The following is a 22,762-nucleotide window of genomic DNA, read 5'->3' as shown; positions in this document are numbered from 1 at the left end:
TTTGATGGATGCAACCGATGACCGATAGCGTTGAACTCTTCACCGATGGCGCCTGCAAAGGCAACCCTGGCCCAGGCGGCTGGGGCGCCTTGCTGGTGTGCAAGGGCGTGGAGAAGGAACTATGGGGCGGCGAAGCCAACACCACCAACAACCGCATGGAGCTGATGGGCGCCATTCGCGGCCTGGAAGAGCTCAAGCGGCGTTGCGACGTGCTGCTGGTGACCGACTCGCAATACGTGATGAAGGGCATCAACGAGTGGATGGTCAACTGGAAGAAGCGCGGCTGGAAGACGGCGGCCAAGGAGCCGGTCAAGAACGCCGACCTGTGGCAACTGCTCGATGAGCAATGCAATCGCCATAACATCACCTGGAAATGGGTGCGCGGGCACATTGGCCACCACGGCAACGAGCGCGCCGACCAATTGGCCAACCGTGGCGTCGACGAAGTGCGGGGCTACAAGCAGAGCTGATGTCGGCTGACGTGTTAAGATTGCGCCTCTTGAAATACACCACACCGTTGAGAGCTGAACCCTGATGGCCATCCGATCTGTTGTACTCGATACCGAAACCACCGGCATGCCGGTGACTGATGGCCACCGGATCATTGAAATCGGCTGCGTCGAATTGATGGGCCGTCGCCTCACCGGCCGTCACTTCCACGTCTACCTGCAACCGGACCGCGAAAGTGATGAGGGCGCCATCGGCGTCCACGGTATCACCGACGAATTCCTCAAAGGCAAGCCGCGCTTCGCTGAAGTCGCCGACGAGTTCTTCGAATTCATCAACGGCGCGCAGTTGATCATCCATAACGCGGCGTTCGACATCGGCTTCATCAATAACGAGTTTGCCCTGATGGGGCAGACGGATCGCGCGAATATTTCCCAGCACTGCTCGATCCTCGACACCTTGATGATGGCCCGTGAGCGTCACCCGGGCCAGCGCAACAGCCTGGATGCCTTGTGCAAACGCTACGGCGTCGACAACTCCGGCCGTGAGCTGCACGGCGCGTTGCTCGACTCCGAGATCCTGGCCGACGTTTACCTGACCATGACCGGCGGGCAGACCAGCCTGTCCCTGGCCGGCAACGCCTCCGACGGTGCCGGTTCGGCGGAAGGTTCGGGCAATCGCCCTTCGGAAATCCGTCGCCTGCCGGCTGATCGCAAACCGGCGCCGATCATCCGCGCCAGCGAGCAGGACCTGGCTGAGCATGCAGCGCGTCTGGAAGCGATTGCCAAATCGGCGGGTGCGCCGGCGTTGTGGACCCAACTGACCCAGCAATAATCTGGCGGAGCGCTGTCAAACAATGTGGGAGGGGGCTTGCTCCCGATAGCGGCGTGCCAGTTGGCATTGATGCCACTGATCCACCGCTATCGGGAGCAGCCCCCCTCCCACATTGGTGAGTTGCTGCTTTCAAAATCTTCATTCGCCACATCTGCTTACAGCTTCTACCCTGAGTGCATCACCCTCAGGACTTAAAGCACTCATGTACAAAGACCTGAAGTTCCCCATCCTTATCGTGCATCGCGACATCAAGGCCGACACCGTTGCCGGCGACCGGGTCCGAGGTATCGCTCAAGAGCTGGAACAAGAGGGCTTCGGTATCTTTTCTGCGGTGGACTACGCCGAAGGCCGGCTGGTGGCCTCGACCCACCATGGCCTGGCGTGCATGTTGATCGCCGCCGAAGGCGCCGGGGAAAACACGCATCTGCTGCAAAACATGGTCGAACTGATCCGACTGGCGCGTCTGAGGGCGCCGAGCCTGCCGATTTTCGCCTTGGGTGAACAAGTCACCCTGGAAAACGCCCCCGCCGATGCGATGAGCGAACTCAACCAACTGCGCGGCATTCTTTACCTGTTCGAAGACACTGTGCCGTTTCTTGCCAGGCAAGTTGCCCGCGCCGCACGCACTTACCTTGATGGCTTGTTGCCGCCCTTCTTCAAAGCCCTGGTGCAACACACCGCCGACTCCAATTACTCCTGGCACACGCCCGGCCACGGTGGTGGCGTGGCCTATCGCAAAAGCCCGGTGGGGCAGGCGTTTCATCAGTTTTTTGGGGAAAATACGCTGCGCTCTGACCTGTCCGTTTCTGTGCCGGAGTTGGGCTCGCTGCTCGATCACACCGGGCCGCTGGCCGAAGCAGAAGCGCGCGCCGCGCGGAATTTTGGCGCCGATCACACCTTCTTTGTAATCAATGGCACCTCGACCGCCAACAAGATCGTCTGGCACTCGATGGTCGGTCGTGATGACTTGGTGCTGGTCGACCGCAACTGCCACAAGTCGGTGCTGCACTCGATCATCATGACCGGCGCGATCCCGCTGTACCTGTGCCCGGAGCGCAATGAACTGGGCATCATCGGCCCGATTCCCCTCAGCGAATTCAGCCCCGCGTCGATTCGCGCCAAGATTGAGGCCAGCCCGCTGACCCGTGGCCGGCCGGCGAAAGTGAAGCTGGCGGTGGTCACCAACTCCACCTACGACGGCCTGTGTTACAACGCCGAGCTGATCAAGCAGCAATTGGGCAACAGTGTCGAGGTGCTGCACTTTGACGAAGCCTGGTACGCCTACGCGGCGTTCCACGAGTTCTTCGCGGGGCGCTATGGCATGGGCACTTCACGCACGCCGGACAGCCCGTTGGTGTTTACCACGCATTCCACGCACAAGTTGCTGGCGGCGTTCAGCCAGGCCTCGATGATTCATGTGCAGGACGGCGGCGCGCGGCAGTTGGATCGCGATCGGTTCAACGAAGCGTTCATGATGCATATCTCCACCTCGCCGCAATACAGCATCATCGCCTCGCTGGACGTGGCTTCGGCGATGATGGAAGGCCCCGCGGGGCGCTCTCTTTTGCAGGAAATGTTCGACGAAGCCTTGAGCTTTCGCCGCGCCCTGGCCAACCTGCGCCAGCACATCGCCGCCGAGGATTGGTGGTTTTCCATCTGGCAGCCGCCGTCCGTGGCCGGCATCGACCGGGTCGTCACGGCGGATTGGCTGTTGCAGCCGCAGGATGACTGGCATGGCTTTGGTGACATAGTCGAAGATTACGTGCTACTGGACCCGATCAAAGTCACGTTGGTGATGCCCGGCCTCAATGCCGGCGGCGCGTTGAGCGACTGCGGGATTCCTGCTGCGGTGGTCAGCAAATTCCTCTGGGAGCGTGGTCTGGTGGTGGAAAAAACCGGGCTTTATTCGTTCCTCGTGTTGTTTTCCATGGGTATCACCAAGGGCAAATGGAGTACCTTGCTCACCGAGTTGCTGGAATTCAAGCGCAACTACGACGCCAACGTCAGCCTCGCCAGTTGCTTGCCCTCGGTATTCGCCCAGGGCCCGGCGCGCTATCAAGGGCTGGGGCTGCGCGACCTGTGCGATCAATTGCATAGCTGCTACGGTAGCAACGCCACCGCCAAACACCTCAAACGCATGTACACCGTTTTGCCCGAAATTGCGATGAAACCGGCCGACGCCTATGACCAATTGGTCAGGGGGGAAGTGGAGGCGGTGCCCATCGATGCCTTGCCAGGGCGCATCGCCGCCGTGATGCTGGTGCCTTATCCGCCGGGCATTCCGTTGATCATGCCGGGCGAGCGCTTTACCGAGGCAACGCGTTCGATCATCGACTACCTGGCGTTTGCCCGCACGTTCGATAGCAGTTTCCCCGGTTTTGTCGCGGATGTTCATGGGTTGCAACACGAAGATGACGGCAGTGGTCGTTGTTACACCGTCGATTGCATTAAGGGTTAAGGATGTTTATGCAAGCTGTAATGAACCCGAAGTATCCAGGGCTCAGTGTGCGGGTCGCCGACGAGGGCTTTGACGCTTACGTGTGGGGCAATGATTTCAGTTTTGAGGTCAGCGCCTATGGCGTGCCGGAGATGGGCAAGCGGGTCGAACAGTGGCCCGTGGAGCGCATCCTGCCCTATCGTAAGTGCTACGGCATCGACCCGGAGGAGTTCGCCAGTTTTCGCGACGCGCCCGACAGCGCGATCTTCATGGCCTTTCTAGACGATCGAGCGGTCGGGCATGTTGTGGTGAGTACCAATTGGAACGGCTTCGCGCACGTTGACGAGCTGGCCGTGGCGTTGCCCGCGCGGCGTCATGGCGTGGCCAAGGCGCTGTTGGACGTGGCGCAGTTCTGGAGTCGCAAGAAAAACCTGCCAGGCATGATGCTGGAGACCCAGAACAACAACCTCGGCGCCTGCCGTCTGTATGAGCGTTGCGGGTATGTGATGGGCGGGATCGATCACCTGCGCTATCGCGGGATCGACCCGCAAACCCGCGAGGTGGCGATTTTCTGGTATCGCTTGTTCAAGACGGAAGTCGAAGCGGTCTGACGCGTTCAGCTCGCCAGCAGGCCTTCAGCTTTCTGCGTGACAATCTCCAGCAGCGCATTCAATGCCGGTGACGTCACGCCGTCCCTGAGGGTCAGCGCATACAGGCTGACCATGATCGGCGGCGATACCGGGCACGCGTCGAGCCCGGCCTCGCGGGCGCCGAACGCGGTGAACGGGTCGACAATCGCCAAACCTTCACCGGCCTCCACCATGCTGCGCATCATCTGGTAGGTCTGCACCCGCGTCTGCACCACCGGCAACGGGCGCAGGGCTTGCAGCTTGGCGTCGAGCAGGCGACTGAGCGGGTCTTGGCCCTCCAGCCCGATCATCGACTGCCCGGCCAGGTCCTGCAGGGCGATGTACTTCTGCTTGGGTTTGAGCCAGCCATGGGGCGCGAGCAATTGCAGTTTGCCCTGGGCCAATATGCTGCTTTGGATTTGCGGATGTTCGGGGTCGTGCAGGCTCAGGCCCACGTCGGCCTCGTGCAGCAACAGGCTCCTGACGATCTCGCGGGTCGGCTGGCTCGACAGGTTGCACGGCGTGTCCTGGAAGCGTCGGCGCAGCACGGCGATGCTGTGTGGCAGCAGTTGATTGGCCAGGGGCGGCGTACACAGGGCACGCAGGGTCGGCGCGTGATGGTGTTTCAGGCGGCTGGCCAAGCGTTGCACCGGCTCCAGCGCTTCATACACATGCGCGATTTGCGCCTGCAACTCCAGGGTTTCCCGGGTCGGTTGCAAGCGTCCGCGCACGCTGGCGAACAACATAAAACCCAATTGCTGCTCGGCGTCCTTGAGCGCCGCGTCCACATCGCCCACGGGGAGTTGCAACCATTCGGCGGCCGTGCCGAGGTGTCCGGTCTGCAAGATGGCCTGAATCACTTCGATATGACGTAAACGCATGGCCGGAGTCTAGGGTCAGCAGGGCCGGGATTCAATGGCTTGGGGAAAAACAACGGGAGCGTTGATTTGCGTCGACGAACGTTGGTCTTGCGCAACTGCAACAAGCAGGGCATATAACGAGCGTATCAACCGAGGAACAAGGGGGGCTCAGAATGCCTGTACCAATCGCAGTCGGTCACATGCGTACCCAAGGCGGCTTTACGCGGTGGGCAGTGCTGGTGGTGCTTGTCATCATCGGCTTGTTGGCCCTGGCGGTGGGGCCGCGGCTGTTTGGTGAGATGGCCCTGACAGAAATAGCCACGGCCAAGGCCCAGGTCGCCTTGCTGGGCAAGGCCGTCGAACAGTTCCATCAAGACACTGGCCGTTATCCGACCGATCAGGAAGGCCTGGGTGCATTGATCACGCCGCCTGCCGCCGACGCGAAATGGAAAGGTCCCTACATCAACGAGGAGCTGCTGACCGATCCCTGGGGAGTTGCCTATCAGTATCAGTATCCGCCGAGCCAACCCCAGCTCCCGTTCGACCTGTTCTCATTCGGCAAGGACCGGACGTTGGGCGGTGTCGGGGATAACAAGGATATTGCCTACGGAGACAATTGATTCATCTGGCATTACCCATCGACCTGATTAGAATGGCTCGTCTGATCATCAATGACCAATGCCGGTTACCCGGCACTTACAACAAAAACAGGTCTGGTCTCAAATGCCGATGCCCGCGAAACTTTTCGGGGTAACGGCCAGGCAACTGCTGGTCCTGGTGACCGTGGGGTGCGTGGCCGCTTATCTCTTGAGCAATCCTGACGACACTACGCCCGAAAACCTCGCGCTCGATGCGTTCATCCGTTCCCAGGAACAGGTGGGCGCGCAGGTGGGTACGGTGCTGGGCATCACGCTGGTCAGGCAGGTGGTGGCGTATCCCGCGTATGGTACGCAGGGCTACAAGCGCTTGATGTATGCCGTAGAGGGCGAGAAGGGGCGACTGATGGTCACGCTCAAACAGATTGAAGGGGACCCTGGGATTGAAGTGACGGAGGTTCGCCGTCCGTGATCGCCCGGCCCAGTCAATGCCGTCAATGGCCAGGACTGAGCTGGTACGCTCGGGGGGATCAAGCTTATTGCGCGCGGATGGTTTCCGATTCGCGGACGATAATGGTCCCCGACTGAATCAATCTGAATTCATCGCCGTCCAGTTTTTCTACACGGTCGCCAATGGCCAGCTTGTAGGTTGTGGTGGGCGCCGAGCCAGCCAGGCCGTCTAACGGCGGGATGGATTCCTGGAACTCATGCACCGAATAAACGCGACCTTCCGCGTCTCTGGCATGGAACTGTCCGACAAGTACTGCTGCCATCTGTTTAGAACCTCTGGAGATAAACACTCGATTTGCGGTTCTGTAGACCGTCATGGAGCGGGGTAGTTTACCTATGGAAAAAAAATACTATTCGCTGAGGTTTTCAGACGCTTCCTACGCGGGTGATTGCGAGGTAGACGCCGGTGGGGATAGCAAAACCTTCTGGTGAACGCGCCGCGAAGTCTCTATAACTACACACTCCTTTAGTCAAACGTCGGGAAACCTCAATGAGCAAGGTCTACACGATTGCCGTCCTGGTTGGCAGCTTGAGAAAAGAGTCGATCAACCGCAAGGTCGCCCTGGCATTGGCCGAACTGGCCCCCGCCAACCTCACATTGAACATTGTCGAAATTGGCGATTTGCCGCTCTACAACGAGGACATCGACGGGGCATCACCGCCCGCAGCCTACAGTACTTTCCGTCAACAAGTGCGTTCATCCGACGCAGTGTTGTTTGTGACCCCCGAATACAACCGCTCCGTGCCCGCTCCGCTGAAGAACGCCATCGATGTGGGCTCGCGCCCTTACGGGCAAAGCGCCTGGAGTGGCAAGCCGGGGGCGATCATCAGTGTCTCGCCGGGGGCGATTGGCGGCTTTGGCGCCAACCACCATCTGCGCCAGTCCCTGGTGTTCCTCGATGTGCCGTGCATGCAGCAGCCTGAAGCCTATCTGGGGGGCGCGGGCAATGTGTTTGATGAGGCCGGCAAACTGTCGGAGAAAACCAAGCCGTTTCTACAGGCGTTTATCGATGCCTACGGCAAGTGGGTAGAAAAACAGCACGGCTGATAAACGCTGGCAGCCCGCGATAGCGCCGTATCAGTGGAAGCTGTATTCACTGAATCACCGCAATCGCGGGCAAGCCCGTTGCCCTATGTTCAAATCAGCGCAACCAGTTGGTACGCGCCAACTCGATCACTTCATCCCCGCGCCCGCTCATCACCGCCTTGAGCATGTACAGGCTGAAACCCTTGGCCTGCTCCAGCTTGATGCTGGGTGGCATCACCAGTTCCTGGGTCGCCGTCACCACGTCTACCAGCACCGGGCCGTCATGGGCCAGGGCGCGGCGCAGGGCCGGTTCGAGGTCTTCGGATTGCTCCACGCGAATCCCCAGGATGCCCATGGCATTGGACATGGCCGCGAAATCCGGGTTTTTTAGCTCGGTGCCGGTGTCAAGGTAGCCGGCAGCTTTCATTTCCATGGCGACAAAGCCAAGTGACGCGTTATCGAACACGATGACTTTCACCGGCAGTTTCAACTGCGCCAGCGAGATGAAATCCCCCATCAACATGGTAAAACCGCCGTCGCCGGACATCGATATGACCTGCCGCCCAGGGAAGGCCGCCTGCGCGCCGATGGCCTGGGGCATGGCGTTGGCCATCGAGCCGTGGTTGAACGAGCCGATCAGGCGCCGCTTCCCATTCATCTTCAGGTAGCGCGCCGCCCACACGGTGGGCGAGCCCACGTCGGCGGTGAAGATCGCATCGTCGTCGGCCAGTTCGCTGAGCAGGCGCGCCACGTATTGCGGGTGAATCGGCCGGTTGGCCTTTGACGGTTGTGCCAGGTCGTCGAGGCCCTGGCGGGCTTTCTCGTAGTGCTTCAAGGAGGTTTCGAGGAAGCTGCGGTCGGTCTTGCGGGTCAGGTGCGGCAACAATGCGTCGAGGGTCTCGCTCACGTCAGCGGCGATGCCCAGGTCCAGCGTGGCGCGCCGGCCCAGCGCCTGCGGGTTGCGATCGACCTGGATGATCTTCGCGTCGGTGGGGTAGAACTGGCGATAAGGGAAGTCAGTGCCGAGCATGATCAACGTGTCGCAATTGAGCATGGCGTGGTAACCGGAGCTGAAACCGATCAGACCGGTCATGCCCACGTCGAACGGGTTGTCCCATTCCACATGCTCCTTGCCGCGCAAGGCGTGTACCACCGGCGCGCCCAAGGCATCGGCCAGGGCCACCACTTGGGCATGGGCGCCGGCGCAACCGCTGCCGCACAACAGGGTGGTTTTCTGGCTGCTGTCGAGGATTTCGCGCAGGCGTTGCAGGTCCTGTTCTGCCGGCAGGGTGCGCGGCGCATGCAGGGGCGGCCAGGGTTTTAGCGTGTCTTCCACTTCCAGCAGCGACACATCCCCGGGGATCACCACTACCGCCACGCCGCGGTTGAGGATCGCCGAGCGCATGGCCCGATGCAACACTTGGGGCATCTGCTCGGGGTTGGTCACCAGTTCGATAAAGTGGCTGCACTCCTTGAACAGTTCCTGGGGATGGGTTTCCTGGAAGTAGTTCAGGCCGATTTCCGAAGACGGAATTTGTGCGGCGATGGCCAGCACCGGCACGTGGTTGCGATGGCAATCGAACAGGCCGTTGATCAAGTGCAGGTTGCCCGGCCCGCAGCTGCCGGCGCACACCGTCAACTCGCCGGTGGCGGCAGCTTCGGCACCGGCGGCGAAGGCGGCGACTTCTTCGTGGCGCACATGCATCCACTCGATGCTGTCCATGGTGCGCAGGGCGTCGGTGAGGCCGTTGAGGCTGTCGCCGGTCAGGCCCCAGATGCGCTTGATGCCCGCCTGTTCCAGGGTGGTCGCCAATTGCTGGGCCAAGTTGATTTTCGCCATGAAGAACTCCAATCGTCAGTGAGGTTAAAAACTGCTGATCAGTAGAGGACAGTTCGATCACGGCGAATGCTCCGTGCTTAATGTGAAGATTGCGTCATGGTCGTGCGGTACTGGCGAGTGCGCAGGGCGATAAACCATTGGTCGCGGAGCAGCGCCATGCAGGGCGCGACGTTGGGGTTGGGGCGCTGGCCGCGGCTCAGGCGGCGCATCTGGTCACGCACCACGGCCAGGGTGGCGAGGGCGGCGAGAGGCTTGCGCTGCCAACTGATCGGTTTCAGTTGCGGATTGAGGTCGCGCCCTTCGCGCCAGTGTTTGATCAGTTGCGGTTCCAGGGTCAGGGCGGTGGCAATGCCGGCCATGGCGATCCCGCTGTCCAGGACTTGCTGCACCACCGGCAGGCGACGAATGCCACCGGTCACCATCACGGGCATTTTGGCGATGGTCGCCAGTTCGCGGGCCATTTCCAGGAAATACGCTTCGCGTGCCAGGGTCCGCCCGTCCCGGGCTTCGCCTTGCATGGCCGGTGCTTCGTAGCTACCGCCGGACAGCTCCAGCAGGTCGATGGGGAGCGGATTCAACAACTCGACCACGGCGCGCGCATCGTCTGCGTCGAAGCCGCCGCGCTGGAAGTCTGCCGAGTTGAGTTTCACCCCCACGCAAAATGAGGGGCTGACACTGGCGCGAACGGCCTTGATCACTTCAAGCAGCAAGCGCGCGCGGTTTTGCAGGGCGCCGCCCCAGTGATCGGTGCGTCGGTTGCTCAAGGGCGAGAGAAATTGGCTTAGCAAGTAGCCATGCGCGCCGTGGATCTGCACGCCGCTAAACCCCGCTTTCTCGGCCAGGCGCGCGCTGCTGGCAAAGCGCGTGATCACGTTCTGTATCTGGTCTTCGGACATGGCCCTGGGCTTGGCGAACATTTTCGAAAAACCACCCAGGTCGAGGGCTACGGCGGAAGGCGCCAAGGCTTGCTGGCGCAGGTTGGCCGGCGTCTGGCGCCCCGGATGATTGAGCTGCACCCAGAAGTGCCCGCCCTTGTTTCGCCCGATGGCCGCCCATTCGCGAAAGCTGTCGAGCTGCTGCTCGTCTTCAAGGGCCACGCCGCCGGGGCCGGTCATTGCGCGGCGGTCGATCATCACGTTGCCCGTCAGCAGTAAGCCGGGCTCGCCATCCGCCCAGGCTTGGTACAGCTGCTTCAATTCACGGGACGGCGCTTGTTGGGCGTCCGCCATATTTTCCTCCATCGCGGCCTTGGCGATACGGTTGGCAAGGACTTGGCCGTTGGGCAGTTGCAAGGGTTCGAAAGGTGACATGGTTGACTCCTGAGCGGGTGAGGCCTCAGGCTAAGATTAAAGTTAACTTTAATGTCAAGCAGGCGTGACGATGAATATTGGCGAACTGGCAAAACAGAGCGGGCTGGCGGCGTCGCGTATTCGCTTTTATGAAGCCGAAGGGTTGATCAGCCAGGTGGGGAGGCAGGCCAACGGCTATCGGCGTTATGCACCCGAAGCGCTGCAAACCCTGCAACTGATCCAGAGCGCGCAACAGGCCGGGTTTACCTTGCAGGAACTCAAGGCATTGATGCCTGCCCCAGGGGAGCACAAGCGCGAGGAACTGATTGAGGCGTTGGAGCGTAAGGTGCAGCAGATCGAAGGGATGCAGGCGCAACTGGCGCACAGCAAGGCGCAGTTGCTGGGCGTGATCGAGGCGGTGCGGGCGCAGCCGGAAGGTGTGCCGTGTTCCATGGGGCAGAAGCAGGTGCTGGCGTCGATCAAAATCAAAGCATAAAAAAAGCCCTGGTATGCCAGGGCTTTTCACTGCGCTAACGCTTAACGTCGACGGAACAGCGGCAGCGGTTCGTCCGTTGCAGCCTGGTAGGTCACGGAGAAGTCCTTGAGGCTCTCCAGCGCTTCATACGGGTCTTTGTCGGCGCGCAGGGCGAAGGCATCGAACCCGCAGCGGTGCAGGTAGAACAGCTGGTCGCGCAGCACGTCGCCAATCGCGCGCAATTCGCCCTTGTAACCATAGCGGTCACGCAGCAGGCGCGCGTTGGAGTAGTTGCGCCCGTCGGTGAAGGCCGGGAAGTTCAGGGCGATGACCTGGAAGTGAGCCACGTCGTCACCGATCTCTTCGGCTTCTTCATCGGCGTCCAACCACACACCCAGGCCGCCGTCGCGGGCCTTGAGCGCATGGCCGTGCTCGCGCCACAGGGCCAGCGGCACGATCAGGTCGTCGCAGTTGGAGATGCCGTCGAAGGTCGCGTCCTTGGGCAACAGGTGCCAGGTTTCGTCGACGACTTCGTTGTTCTTAATGATTCGCTGCATAGACGCGCTCCTTGAACAGGTCAATGCCGATGCGCTGATAGGTGTCGATGAAACGCTCATCTTCGGTACGCTGCTCGATGTACACATCGATCAGTTTGCCGATCACCTCGGGCATGGCTTCCTGGGCGAAGGATGGGCCGAGGATTTTGCCCAGGCTCGCATCGCGGCTGGCGCTGCCACCCAGGGACACTTGGTAGAATTCTTCGCCTTTCTTGTCCACGCCCAGGATGCCGATGTGGCCGACGTGGTGGTGACCACAGGCGTTCATGCAGCCGGAAATGTTCAGGTCCAGCTCGCCGATGTCGAACAGGTAGTCCAGGTCGTCGAAACGGCGCTGGATCGATTCGGCAATCGGGATCGACTTGGCGTTGGCCAGGGAGCAGAAGTCGCCGCCCGGGCAGCAGATGATGTCGGTCAGCAGGCCGATGTTCGGTGTGGCGAAACCACCTTCGCGCAGTTCGCCCCACAGGGTGAACAGTTGGCTCTGCTCAACGTCCGCGAGAATGATGTTCTGCTCGTGGGAGGTGCGCAGTTGACCGAAGCTGTAGCGCTCGGCCAGGTCGGCCACGGCGTCCAGCTGTTTATCGGTGATATCGCCGGGGGCGACGCCGGTAGGCTTGAGCGACAGTGTCACGGCGATATAGCCCGGCTTTTTGTGCGCCAGGGTGTTGCGTGTACGCCAGCGGGCGAAGCCTGAGTGCTGCTGGTCGAGCGCGGCGAGTTCGGCGTCCTGATTGCTCAGGGCCTTGTACTCGGGGTCGACGAAGTGCTTGGCCACACGGTGGACTTCGGCTTCGGTCAGGGTGGTCTGGCCGCCGCGCAGATGTTCCATCTCGGCGTCGACTTTCTGGGCGAACACCTCAGGGGTCAGCGCTTTGACCAGAATCTTGATCCGGGCCTTGTACTTGTTGTCGCGACGGCCGTAGCGGTTGTAGACCCGCAGGATCGCGTCGAGGTAGCTCAGCAGGTCCTGCCACGGCAGGAACTCGTTGATAAACGCGCCGACTACCGGGGTACGACCCAGGCCGCCACCCACCAGTACACGGAAGCCCAGCTCGCCAGCGGCGTTGTGGACCGGCTCCAGGCCTATGTCATGCACTTCGATAGCCGCACGGTCCGACGTCGAGCCATTGATGGCGATCTTGAACTTGCGCGGCAGGTAAGCGAATTCGGGGTGGAACGTGGTCCATTGGCGGACGATTTCACACCAGGGGCGCGGGTCGATCAGCTCGTCGGCGGCAACCCCGGCGAACTGGTCGGTGGTCACGTTGCGCAGGCAGTTACCGCTGGTCTGAATGGCGTGCATCTGCACGGTGGCCAGTTCAGCCAGGATGTCCGGCACATCTTCCAGCGCCGGCCAGTTGAACTGTACGTTCTGGCGGGTACTGATGTGGGCGTAGCCCTTGTCGAAGTCACGGGCAATCTTGGCCATCATGCGCGTCTGGCGCGACGTCAGTTGGCCATAAGGCACGGCCACCCGTAGCATCGGCGCAAAGCGCTGCACATAAAGGCCATTTTGCAGGCGCAGAGGGCGGAACTCTTCTTCGCTCAGTTCACCTGCTAGGTAGCGTCGGGTCTGATCACGGAACTGCTTGACGCGGTCCTCGATGATGCGCTGATCGTATTCGTCGTATACGTACATATAGGTCCTGTTCTCGGCAAATCTGCGCGCACGGCCGCGCACTCCCAACGGAGCCGGGGCACGATACCAGTTTGCGTTTATGCGCAAAAGTGATGTTTGAGTATATGCAAAGAACCAAATCGACTAATGGGTACGATTTTTAGCATACCCACATTTGTCATGCGGGCAATCATCGACTTTACTGTGGGCGAGTCTTAATGCAATCACCTATAAAACTGACAAGAGGCGATGCGATGAGCAATTCGACAAAAGCCCGTAAACCCGACAGTACTGTGGACGCCTGGGCCATTCTATTCCTGATCATTCTCGTGGTAGGGACTGCGGTGTTCTGGGTCGGCCACCAATAAAGACCGTTGACTGAGCCTCGAATGACTGTCTGATTGCCAGTATCATGGCGGCCAATGTTCAAGGCTTAAATAATAATGTTGAAGGTTTTGTTTACATGCGTGTGGTTGCTGGGGCCGGCGTTTTGCGGAGTGGTCCAGGCGGCGTCGGTGGTGTTTCTCAACCCGGGCATGTCAACGGAAACCTTTTGGGTCAGCTATACGCAATTCATGCAGGCCGCAGCCAAGGACCTCGGCCTGGATTTGCGTGTGCGCTATGGCGAGCGCGATCCCCGCAACACGCTGGAACAGGCCCGAGAGGTGCTGCAAAGCAGCGAGCGGCCCGATTACCTGGTACTGGTGAATGAGCAGTATGTTGCACCGCAGATTCTGCGCATGGCCCAGGGCAGTGGGGTCAAATTGCTGATGGTGAACAATGCGCTGACCGCCGACCAAGTGCGATTGTTCGGGGCCCACGATGGCATCAATTTGATTGGCAGTCTGGTAGCCGACGACGAACAGGCTGGCTACCTGATGCTCAAGGACATGTTGCGCCAGCGCGGTCGAGTTGCACCCGGCGAATCCCTCGACCTGTTGGCATTTTCCGGCATCAAGACCACCCCCGTTGCCCTCTTGCGAGAACAAGGCATGCACCGAGCGCTGGCCGAACATCCCGAGGTGCGCCTGCGTCAGTTGGTCTATGGCGAGTGGAGCCGCGAGCGCGCCTTCGAGCAAGCGACGCAGTTGTTCAAGCGCTATCCGCAGACGGCACTGGTGTGGTCGGCCAACGATCAGATGGCGCTGGGTGCTATGCAGGCGTTCCAGGACAGCGGGCGGTTGCCCGGCAAGGACGCGCTGTTCAGTGCGGTCAACAGCTCGCCGGAGATCTTGCGCGAGCGTCTAAGCGGCCGGTTGTCGTCCTTGGTCGCCGGGCATTTCACCGTGGGTGGGTGGGCCATGGTACTGATCCATGATGATGCCAAGGGCGTGGACATTGGCGCCCATGGCGGGCGCGACCGCCGTGAGGCGCTATTCCAGCTGATCGATGCCGCTCAGGCGCGGCGATTGTTGGGGCCCACACCGACGGTGAATTTTCGTGCACTGTCCGCCGTGGGCAAGCCCGCGTCCTATCGCTATCCCTTCAGCATGCAACTGCTGATGCGCTAAACCCCGGCCAGCAGCAACACCAGCTTGACGATGCCGAACAGGGTCAAGGCAAACACCGCCGTGAACAGAATGCCCAGAACCACAAAGTGGCTGGGCTTGCCATGGGTGAAGTCGCGGGCGCGGTTCTTGCCGCTCTGTACGCCAAAGGCGGCGGCGACGACGCTGTGTAGCATCTGCCACAGGGTAGGCGGCTTGTTGTTGGCTGGATCGTCCATACGTGCCTCGACACAAGGTGTGTGAGGCAAGCATAGACAATCTGCGCGTGCTTAGTTGTCGTAACCCAGGTTCGGTGCCAACCAGCGCTCGGTCACGGCCAGATCCTGGCCTTTACGCGCGGTGTAGCTCGCCACCTGGTCTTTGTCGACCTTGCCCACGGCGAAGTATTGCGCCTGCGGGTGGGCGAAGTACCAACCGCTGACCGCTGCCGCCGGGAACATTGCGTAGTGTTCGGTGAGGAACACGCCGCTGCGACCGGCCTGCATCTCGCGGGCCTCGGGGTCCAGCAGTTGGAACAAGGTGCCTTTCTCGGTGTGGTCGGGGCACGCCGGGTAGCCGGGGGCAGGGCGGATGCCGCTGTACTGCTCTTTGATCAGCGCCTCGTTATCCAGTTGCTCGTCCTTGGCATAACCCCAATAGTTTTTGCGCACCTGCTGGTGCAGCCATTCGGCGCAGGCTTCGGCCAGGCGGTCGGCCAGGGCCTTGACCATGATCGAGTTGTAGTCGTCGCCCGCGTCCTGGTAAGCCTTGGCCACTTCCTCGGCGCCGATGCCGGCGGTGGTGATAAAACCACCCACGTAGTCGGTGATGCCGCTGTCTTTAGGCGCGACAAAATCGGCCAGGGAGAAGTTCGGCTTGCCGTCGGTCTTGATGATCTGCTGGCGCAGGTGGTGCAAGGTTGCCAGGGGTTTGCCGTCTTCGCCGTAGACTTCCAGGTCGTCGTCCTTCACCTGGTTGGCCGGCCAGAAGCCAAGCACCGCACGAGCGCTGATCAGCTTCTCGTCGATCAGCTTGGCGAGCATTTCCTGGGCATCGGCATACAGCGCGGTGGCGGCTTCACCCACCACTTCATCGGTGAGGATGCGCGGGAACTTGCCGGCCAGGTCCCAGGAAATAAAGAACGGGGTCCAGTCGATGTATTCGGCCAGCACCTTGAGGTCGATGTTGTCCAGCACCTTGGCGCCGGTAAAGGTCGGCGTGACCGGCGTGTAAGTGCTCCAGTCGAATTGCGGCTTCTTGGCGATCGCTGCCGGGTAGCTCAGGCGTTCGGTGCGCGCGCTGCGGTTCGAGGTGCGCTCGCGGACTTCGATGTATTCCAGGCGGGTTTTCTCGACGAAACCGGCCTTCAACTCCTTGGACAGCAGTTGCGTGGCCACGCCCACCGCGCGCGAGGCGTCGGTCACATAGATCACGGCATCGTTGCTGTACTTGGGCTCGATCTTCACCGCCGTGTGCGCCTTGGAGGTGGTGGCGCCGCCGATCATCAGCGGCAGGTGGAAGTCCTGGCGCTGCATTTCGCGGGCGACGTGGACCATCTCGTCCAGGGACGGCGTGATCAGGCCGGACAGCCCGATGATGTCGCACTTCTGTTCCTTGGCCACCTGCAGGATCTTCTCCGCCGGCACCATCACGCCCAGATCGACGATGTCATAGCCGTTGCACCCCAGCACCACGCCGACGATGTTCTTGCCGATGTCATGCACGTCGCCCTTCACTGTGGCCATGAGGATCTTGCCCTTGGCTTCCGGCTTGTCGCCTTTCTCCAGCTCGATGAACGGGATCAAGTGGGCCACGGCCTGTTTCATGACGCGTGCAGACTTGACCACCTGGGGCAGGAACATTTTGCCGGCGCCAAACAGGTCGCCGACGATGTTCATGCCGGACATCAGCGGGCCTTCGATCACTTCGATCGGGCGCGCGAACGACTGCCGGGATTCTTCGGTGTCTTCAACAATGTGCGTGGTGATGCCTTTGACCAGCGCGTGTTCCAGGCGCTTGTTGACTGGCCAGCCGCGCCATTCCTCGGTTTCGGCTTCTTTGACGCTGCCGTCGCCCTTGTACTTGTCGGCGATGGCGAGCAGGGCGTCGGTACCTTCCGGGGTGCGGTTGAGCACCACGTCTTCTACTGCATCGCGCAGTTCGGCGGGGATCTGGTCGTAGATCTCCAACTGGCCGGCGTTGACGATGCCCATGGTCAGGCCGTTGCGGATCGCATACAGCAGGAACACCGAGTGGATCGCCTCACGCACCGGGTTGTTGCCACGGAACGAGAACGACACGTTGGACACGCCACCCGACGTCAGCGCATACGGCAGCTCGTCGCGGATATAGGCGCAGGCGTTGATGAAGTCGACCGCGTAGTTGTTGTGCTCTTCGATACCGGTGGCGACCGCGAAGATGTTCGGGTCGAAGATGATGTCTTCCGGCGGGAAGCCGACTTCATTGACCAGGATGTCGTAGGAACGTTTGCAGATCTCTTTCTTGCGCGTTTCGGTGTCGGCCTGGCCGGCTTCGTCGAAGGCCATCACCACCACGGCCGCACCGTAGCGTTTGCACAGCTTGGCGTGATAGATGAACTGCTCGACGCCTTCCTTCATGCTGATGGAGTTGACGATGCCCTTGCCCTGGATGCACTTGAGGCCGGCCTCGATCACTTCCCACTTGGAGGAGTCGATCATGATCGGCACGCGGGAGATATCCGGCTCGCCAGCAATCAGATTGAGGAAGGTCACCATGGCCTTCTTCGAATCGAGCATGCCTTCGTCCATGTTGATGTCGATCACCTGGGCGCCGGCTTCCACCTGCTGCAGGGCGACTTCAAGGGCTTCGGTGTAGTTGTCTTCGCGGATCAGTCGGGCGAAACGCGCGGAACCGGTGATGTTGGTGCGTTCGCCGACGTTGACGAACAGCGACTGGCGATCAATGGTGAACGGCTCCAGGCCCGACAAGCGGCAGGCCTTGGGGATGTCCGGGATCTGGCGCGGTGCGTAACCGGCCACCGCGTTGGCGATGGCTTCGATATGCCCCGGCGTGGTGCCGCAGCAGCCGCCGACGATGTTCAGGAAACCGCTCTGGGCGAATTCCTCGATGACTTTGGCGGTTTGCGCCGGCAATTCGTCGTACTCGCCGAATTCGTTGGGCAGGCCAGCGTTGGGGTGCGCGGACACATAAGTGTTGGCCTTGTTCGACAGCTCTTCGAGGTACGGACGCAACTCGCTGGCGCCCAGGGCGCAGTTGAGGCCCACGGAAATCGGCTTGGCGTGGCTGACCGAGTTCCAGAACGCTTCGGTGGTCTGGCCCGACAGGGTGCGGCCGGAGGCGTCGGTGATGGTGCCGGAGATCATGATCGGCAGTTCGAAGCCCAGTGCCTCGAACACGCCCTGCACGGCAAAGATCGCCGCCTTGGCGTTGAGGGTGTCGAAAATGGTTTCGATGAGGATCAGGTCCGCGCCGCCTTCGATCAGGCCCTTGGTGGCCTCGGTGTAGTTCTCCACCAGTTCATCGAAGGTCACGTTGCGGTAGCCGGGGTTGTTCACATCCGGCGACAGCGAGCAGGTACGGCTGGTCGGGCCGAGCACGCCGGCGACGAAACGCGGCTTGTCCGGGGTCTCCAGGGTCTTGGCGTCGGCCACCTTGCGCGCTACACGGGCGCCCTCTACGTTCAGCTCGTAGGCGAGCGACTCCATGCCGTAATCGGCCTGGGACACTTGCGTGGCATTGAACGTGTTGGTTTCGAGGATGTCGGCGCCGGCATCCAGGTACGCCTTCTCGATGGAGGCGATGACGTCCGGGCGGCTGAGCAGCAACAGGTCGTTGTTGCCCTTGACGTCGCTAGGCCAGTCGGCAAAACGTTTGCCACGGTAGTCCTGTTCTTCCAGTTTATAGCTCTGGATCATCGTGCCCATGCCGCCGTCGAGGATCAGGATGCGTTCCTTGAGGGCTTGGTGGAGGGCTTGCAGACGAGCGCTACGATCGGACATGGGACTACTCTGGTCAGGCATTACGGAGGGCGTGGATCATAGCAAACCTGTGTGGATTTGGAGCATGTGCAGGTTTTGCATGAATATCGTTCATGTTGGTGTGGGGGTTAGGCCGGTAGAATCCGCGGGATTTTATATTTTGGCTTTGTATCGGGACCAGGCTCATGCCGTATCGCATCATCATCAGCTTCGCTCTGTTGCTGATTGGTAGCACCGCACAGGCCCAAGATTCCGCCCCGGCGATTTCCTACACCCGTGATATCCAACCGATCTTCACTGAGAAATGCGTAGCGTGCCATGCCTGCTACGACTCGGCCTGCCAGTTGAACCTGGGCAGCGGCGAGGGCGCGGCCCGGGGTGCCACCAAGGTGTTGGTCTACGATGGTGATCGCAGTCAGGCGACCAAGCCGACTCGCCTGTTCTATGACGCGTTCGGCAAGGCCGCCTGGCGGCGCGAAGGCTTCAGTTCCGTGCTCGATGCCCAAGGCAATCAGGCCGCGCTGATGGCACGGATGCTCGAACTGGGCCACCGCCGCACGCCGTTACAGCCCAATGGCAAGCTGCCGGACGACATCGTGCTGGGCCTGAACCGCGAGAACATGTGCCCGCTGCCAGGGGAGTTCGACGCTTACGCCGACGCGCACCCCAATGAAGGCATGCCGCTGGCGGTGACCGGCTTGAGCGACCAGCAGTACCAGACCCTGCGACGCTGGCTGGCCTCTGGTGCGCCGATTGACCAGCGAGGCGTGGCGCCAAGTGCCCAGGAAGCCGCACAGGTGCTGCAATGGGAAAACCTGCTCAACGCCCCCGGCGCCCGCGAAAGCCTGGTCGCCCGCTGGCTGTTTGAACACCTGTTTATCGCGCACCTGTATTTCGAAGGCGGTGAGCCCGGGCATTTCTTCCAGTGGGTCCGCTCGCGCACCCCCAGTGGTCAGCCGATCGACCTGATCAATACCCGTCGCCCCAACGACGATCCCGGTACCCGGATCTACTACCGGCTGTGGCCGGTACAAGGGGTGATCGTCCATAAGACCCACATCACGTACCCGCTCAGTGCCGCGAAAATGGAACGGGTCAAAGCCTTGTTCTACAGCGGCGACTGGCAGGTCAGTGCCTTGCCGGGCTACGGTCCCGGCCGTCGGGCCAACCCGTTCGAGACATTCGAGGCGATTCCGGCCCAGGCGCGCTACCAGTTCATGCTCGATAACGCCGAATTCTTTGTACGCACCTTTATCCGCGGCCCCGTGTGCCGTGGGCAGATCGCTTCGGACGTGATCCGCGACAATTTCTGGGCGCTGTTCCAGGCGCCCGAACACGACCTGTACATCACCGATCCGCTCTATCGCGGCAGGGCCACGCCGTTGCTGGCGATGCCCGGGCAGAACGACGACGTGGGCAGTGTGCTCAGCCTGTGGCTCAAGTACCGTGACAAGCGCAACGAGTACGAAGCGCTGCGTCAGTACCGCTATGGCGAGTTGCCTGCGCCCGGTTGGTCGACCCTGTGGGCCGGCAACGACAATGCGTTGTTGAGCATCTTCCGTCACTTCGACAGCGCGTCGGTCAATAAAGGCCTGATCGGTGAAGTCCCGCAGACGCTGTGGTTGTTCGATTATCCGTTGCTGGAGCGCACCTATTACCAATTGGTAGTCAACTTTGACGTGTTCGGCAACGTCTCCCATCAGGCCCAGACCCGCTTGTACTTTGACCTGATCCGCAATGGCGCCGAACAGAACTTCCTGCGCCTGATGCCGGCCAATTCGCGGGACGATTTCCTCGACGATTGGTATCAGAACGGCGGCAAGGTCAAGTTGTGGATGGACTATGAGTCGATCGACGACGATAAACCCACCGGCCTGAAGCTGAATGAAAAGGACCCGAAACGCGATTTCGTCAATCAGTTGCTGGCCCGTTACGGCGACCTCAATGCCAGCCCGGACCCGCTCAATCGCTGTGTCGGCGCCTACTGCTCGCGGCCGGGCCTCGAACCGGTGCTGCGCGATGCCGAGCAGGCCCTGAGTCGCCTGACATCACGCCCGGCGGCGGGGCTCAAAGTTATCGACCGATTACCGGAAGCGACCATGCTGCGCATCGAAACCCGTAGCGGTCATCGTGAGGTCTACAGCCTGCTGCGCAACCGTGCTCACAGTAATGTCGCGTTCATGCTGGGTGAGGCTTCTCGCTATCAACCGGGCCTGGACACGTTGACGGTCTACCCCGGCGTGCTGAGCAGTTATCCGAACTTCATATTCAATATCCCGGCCGAGCAAGTGCCGGCGTTCGTCGCGGCCATGGAAAATGCCCGGGACGCCCAGCACTTCGAGAAAGTCGTCGATCGTTGGGGCATACGCCGCAGTCATCCGCAGTTCTGGGAGTACTTCCACGATCTGTCGACCTACATCCGCGAAACCACGCCGGTGGAAGAAGGTGTGCTGGATATGAACCGCTATGAAAACCTCTAACGGCGATGGCGAGGCTTTTCCGACAAAATTACTGGGGCTTTGTATCTGCGTAATATTTTGGCGTAAACTGCCAGCAAGCCTGTGAGGAGTTTCCATGACTGCCATAACCATTACCGACGCCGCCCACGATTACCTGGCTGACCTGCTGTCCAAGCAGAACACCCCGGGTATCGGCATCCGCGTCTTTATCACCCAGCCTGGCACCCAGTACGCCGAGACGTGCATCGCCTACTGCAAGCCAGGCGAAGAGAAGCCGGAAGATACCGCGCTGGGGCTGAAAAGCTTCACCGCGTATATCGATGCATTCAGCGAAGCGTTCCTCGACGACGCGGTGGTCGACTACGCGACCGACCGTATGGGCGGCCAATTGACCATCAAGGCGCCGAACGCCAAGGTGCCGAACGTCAATGCCGACAGCCCGGTCAACGAGCGTATCAATTATTACCTGCAGACCGAGATCAACCCGGGGCTGGCCAGCCACGGCGGGCAGGTCAGCTTGATCGACGTGGTGGATGACGGTATCGCCGTATTGAAGTTCGGCGGCGGCTGCCAGGGCTGCGGCCAGGCGGACGTGACCCTGCGTGAAGGCATCGAGCGCACCTTGCTCGAGCGCATTCCGGAGCTCAAGGGTGTACGTGATGTGACTGACCACACGCAGAAAGAAAATGCCTACTACTGAGTAAGGCGTTCACTGCGAACTAAAAAACGGCGCCCCGTGAGCGCCGTTTTTTTATTTAATTTCAGTTGGTTACGACTTTTGTCTAACGCTAAAGATTAAGTGTGGGAGGGGGCTTGCCCCCGATAGCATCCTGTCAGTCTACTTATTAAGCGACTGATACACCGCTATCGGGAGCAAGCCCCCTCCCACAGTTTCTATATTTATTTATTTAAAACAGCGTGTTGATAACAACATATGATGTTTTAGATTAAGGTCGGTACAGGTGCGCATGCCCGGCCCGATACAGCGACGACGCGCTGAAACTGTCACTCGCCAGCACCCGACCCACCACAATCAACGCCGTGCGCCTGAAGCCCTTGGCCGCGACCTTTTCGGCGATGTCCGTCAAGGTGCCGACGGCCCAATCCTGATCCGGCCAGGTCGCACGGTGCACCACGGCAATCGGGCAATCCGCCCCGTAGTGCGGCAGCAGTTCGGCAACGATCTTCTCCAAGTGATTGACCCCCAGGTGAATCGCCATGGTCGTGCCGTGGCGGGCCAGGCTGTCGAAGTCTTCACCGGCAGGCATGCGGGTTTTGTCCGCATACCGGGTGAGGATCACGCTCTGGGCGATGTCCGGCAGCGTCAGTTCGGTCTCTAGCAGCGCTGCGCAGGCCGCTACGGCGGTGACCCCGGGGATGACCTGGAACGCAATGCCCAACTCGCGCAACTGCCGGATCTGTTCGCCAATCGCCCCATACAGGCTTGGATCGCCGGAGTGGACCCGCGCCACATCCTGGCCCTTGGCATCGGCGGCCTTGATCACATCGATGATCTGTTCCAGGTGCAGTTCGGCGCTGTTGACCACCTGTTCGGCCTGATGACCTTCCAGTACCGCCGCCGGCACCAGCGACCCCGCATAGATGATCACCGGGCAACTGCGGATCAGCCGCTGGCCTTTGACGGTAATCAATTCCGGGTCGCCGGGGCCGGCGCCGATGAAGTAGACGGTCATGGAGAATTCCTGTGGAAAAG

Annotated in this window: 20 protein-coding genes; 11 read left to right on the top strand and 9 right to left on the bottom strand. The window is 60.8% G+C overall.

From position 1 onward, the window contains the following. Nucleotides 1–17 precede the first annotated feature (17 nt). From rnhA to ACS5Q8_RS16245, 4 genes are all read left to right on the top strand, one after another. The gene (gene rnhA, locus ACS5Q8_RS16260) at nt 18–470 is read left to right on the top strand and encodes a ribonuclease HI (protein WP_069075857.1); all 453 of its coding nucleotides are present in this window, start codon (nt 18–20) and stop codon (nt 468–470) included. A 70-nt stretch (nt 471–540) separates the two neighbouring features. Next, a complete protein-coding gene (gene dnaQ, locus ACS5Q8_RS16255) occupies nt 541–1,281 on the top strand; it encodes a DNA polymerase III subunit epsilon (RefSeq protein WP_247399390.1) in 741 nt (246 codons plus the stop codon). Nucleotides 1,282–1,483: 202 nt separating this feature from the next. Then, nucleotides 1,484–3,739 carry an Orn/Lys/Arg family decarboxylase gene (locus tag ACS5Q8_RS16250; protein ID WP_465159145.1) on the top strand — a complete coding sequence of 752 codons (2,256 nt, stop codon included), beginning with the start codon at nt 1,484–1,486 and terminating at the stop codon, nt 3,737–3,739. A gap of 20 nt (nt 3,740–3,759) precedes the next feature. Next, on the top strand, nt 3,760–4,329 hold the full coding sequence (locus ACS5Q8_RS16245) for a GNAT family N-acetyltransferase (protein ID WP_276197948.1): 570 nt from the start codon (nt 3,760–3,762) through the stop codon (nt 4,327–4,329). 5 nt (nt 4,330–4,334) lie between these two features. Here the strand turns inward: ACS5Q8_RS16245 and ACS5Q8_RS16240 are convergent, their stop codons facing one another. Next, on the bottom strand, nt 4,335–5,228 hold the full coding sequence (locus ACS5Q8_RS16240; RefSeq protein WP_276193337.1) for a LysR substrate-binding domain-containing protein: 894 nt from the start codon (nt 5,226–5,228) through the stop codon (nt 4,335–4,337). A gap of 152 nt (nt 5,229–5,380) precedes the next feature. Here ACS5Q8_RS16240 and gspG point away from each other — a divergent pair, with 152 nt between their 5' ends. Further along, complete coding sequence (gspG, locus tag ACS5Q8_RS16235; RefSeq protein WP_276193336.1) at nt 5,381–5,827, top strand: type II secretion system major pseudopilin GspG; 447 nt, start codon at nt 5,381–5,383, stop codon at nt 5,825–5,827. A gap of 103 nt (nt 5,828–5,930) precedes the next feature. Beyond that, the gene (locus tag ACS5Q8_RS16230) at nt 5,931–6,275 is read left to right on the top strand and encodes a hypothetical protein (RefSeq protein WP_276193335.1); all 345 of its coding nucleotides are present in this window, start codon (nt 5,931–5,933) and stop codon (nt 6,273–6,275) included. Nucleotides 6,276–6,339: 64 nt separating this feature from the next. On the opposite strand, the gene ACS5Q8_RS16225 is transcribed toward ACS5Q8_RS16230, so the two are convergent. Continuing rightward, nucleotides 6,340–6,576 carry a hypothetical protein gene (locus ACS5Q8_RS16225; RefSeq protein ID WP_247399382.1) on the bottom strand — a complete coding sequence of 79 codons (237 nt, stop codon included), beginning with the start codon at nt 6,574–6,576 and terminating at the stop codon, nt 6,340–6,342. Nucleotides 6,577–6,803: 227 nt separating this feature from the next. On the opposite strand from ACS5Q8_RS16225, the gene ACS5Q8_RS16220 reads away from it, so the two are divergent. Then, nucleotides 6,804–7,361: an NADPH-dependent FMN reductase gene (locus ACS5Q8_RS16220; RefSeq protein ID WP_276193334.1), complete on the top strand. Its 558-nt coding sequence runs from the start codon at nt 6,804–6,806 to the stop codon at nt 7,359–7,361. Between the two features lie 94 nt (nt 7,362–7,455). Here ACS5Q8_RS16220 and poxB read toward each other — a convergent pair whose 3' ends face one another. Both poxB and ACS5Q8_RS16210 read right to left on the bottom strand, forming a co-directional pair. Beyond that, nucleotides 7,456–9,180 (bottom strand): ubiquinone-dependent pyruvate dehydrogenase, encoded by a 1,725-nt coding sequence (gene poxB, locus ACS5Q8_RS16215; RefSeq protein WP_276193333.1) that lies wholly within the window; start codon nt 9,178–9,180, stop codon nt 7,456–7,458. 77 nt (nt 9,181–9,257) lie between these two features. Beyond that, nucleotides 9,258–10,490 (bottom strand): NADH:flavin oxidoreductase/NADH oxidase family protein, encoded by a 1,233-nt coding sequence (locus ACS5Q8_RS16210; RefSeq protein WP_465159144.1) that lies wholly within the window; start codon nt 10,488–10,490, stop codon nt 9,258–9,260. Nucleotides 10,491–10,560: 70 nt separating this feature from the next. Between ACS5Q8_RS16210 and ACS5Q8_RS16205 the strand changes: the two genes are divergently transcribed. Next, entirely contained in the window at nt 10,561–10,965 is a 405-nt protein-coding gene (locus ACS5Q8_RS16205) for a MerR family transcriptional regulator (protein ID WP_253395249.1), read from the top strand. Between the two features lie 41 nt (nt 10,966–11,006). On the opposite strand, the gene ACS5Q8_RS16200 is transcribed toward ACS5Q8_RS16205, so the two are convergent. After that, nucleotides 11,007–11,501: a DUF934 domain-containing protein gene (locus ACS5Q8_RS16200; RefSeq protein ID WP_247397716.1), complete on the bottom strand. Its 495-nt coding sequence runs from the start codon at nt 11,499–11,501 to the stop codon at nt 11,007–11,009. Further along, nucleotides 11,485–13,143, bottom strand: coding sequence for a nitrite/sulfite reductase (locus tag ACS5Q8_RS16195; protein WP_426101544.1), 1,659 nt, complete (start codon nt 13,141–13,143; stop codon nt 11,485–11,487). The genes ACS5Q8_RS16200 and ACS5Q8_RS16195 overlap by 17 nt, the downstream gene beginning before the upstream one ends. 422 nt (nt 13,144–13,565) lie before the next feature. Between ACS5Q8_RS16195 and ACS5Q8_RS16190 the strand changes: the two genes are divergently transcribed. Continuing rightward, nucleotides 13,566–14,633 (top strand): ABC transporter substrate-binding protein, encoded by a 1,068-nt coding sequence (locus ACS5Q8_RS16190; RefSeq protein ID WP_247397722.1) that lies wholly within the window; start codon nt 13,566–13,568, stop codon nt 14,631–14,633. Here the strand turns inward: ACS5Q8_RS16190 and ACS5Q8_RS16185 are convergent. Both ACS5Q8_RS16185 and metH read right to left on the bottom strand, forming a co-directional pair. Beyond that, on the bottom strand, nt 14,630–14,848 hold the full coding sequence (locus ACS5Q8_RS16185) for a DUF2970 domain-containing protein (protein WP_247397725.1): 219 nt from the start codon (nt 14,846–14,848) through the stop codon (nt 14,630–14,632). The two genes, ACS5Q8_RS16190 and ACS5Q8_RS16185, sit on opposite strands and share 4 nt — an antisense overlap. A gap of 51 nt (nt 14,849–14,899) precedes the next feature. After that, a complete protein-coding gene (gene metH, locus ACS5Q8_RS16180; protein WP_443697515.1) occupies nt 14,900–18,610 on the bottom strand; it encodes a methionine synthase in 3,711 nt (1,236 codons plus the stop codon). Nucleotides 18,611–18,774: 164 nt separating this feature from the next. Between metH and ACS5Q8_RS16175 the strand changes: the two genes are divergently transcribed. Next, on the top strand, nt 18,775–21,069 hold the full coding sequence (locus ACS5Q8_RS16175; RefSeq protein WP_276193325.1) for a fatty acid cis/trans isomerase: 2,295 nt from the start codon (nt 18,775–18,777) through the stop codon (nt 21,067–21,069). Nucleotides 21,070–21,163: 94 nt separating this feature from the next. Further along, a complete protein-coding gene (gene nfuA, locus ACS5Q8_RS16170) occupies nt 21,164–21,748 on the top strand; it encodes a Fe-S biogenesis protein NfuA (protein WP_003190728.1) in 585 nt (194 codons plus the stop codon). A 247-nt stretch (nt 21,749–21,995) separates the two neighbouring features. Here the strand turns inward: nfuA and cobM are convergent, their stop codons facing one another. Continuing rightward, entirely contained in the window at nt 21,996–22,742 is a 747-nt protein-coding gene (gene cobM, locus ACS5Q8_RS16165) for a precorrin-4 C(11)-methyltransferase (RefSeq protein ID WP_276193324.1), read from the bottom strand. Nucleotides 22,743–22,762 lie beyond the last annotated feature (20 nt).

It is taken from the genome of Pseudomonas sp. PAMC25584, from assembly GCF_058135675.1.
This window is presented reverse-complemented; position numbering and strand designations above follow the sequence as displayed.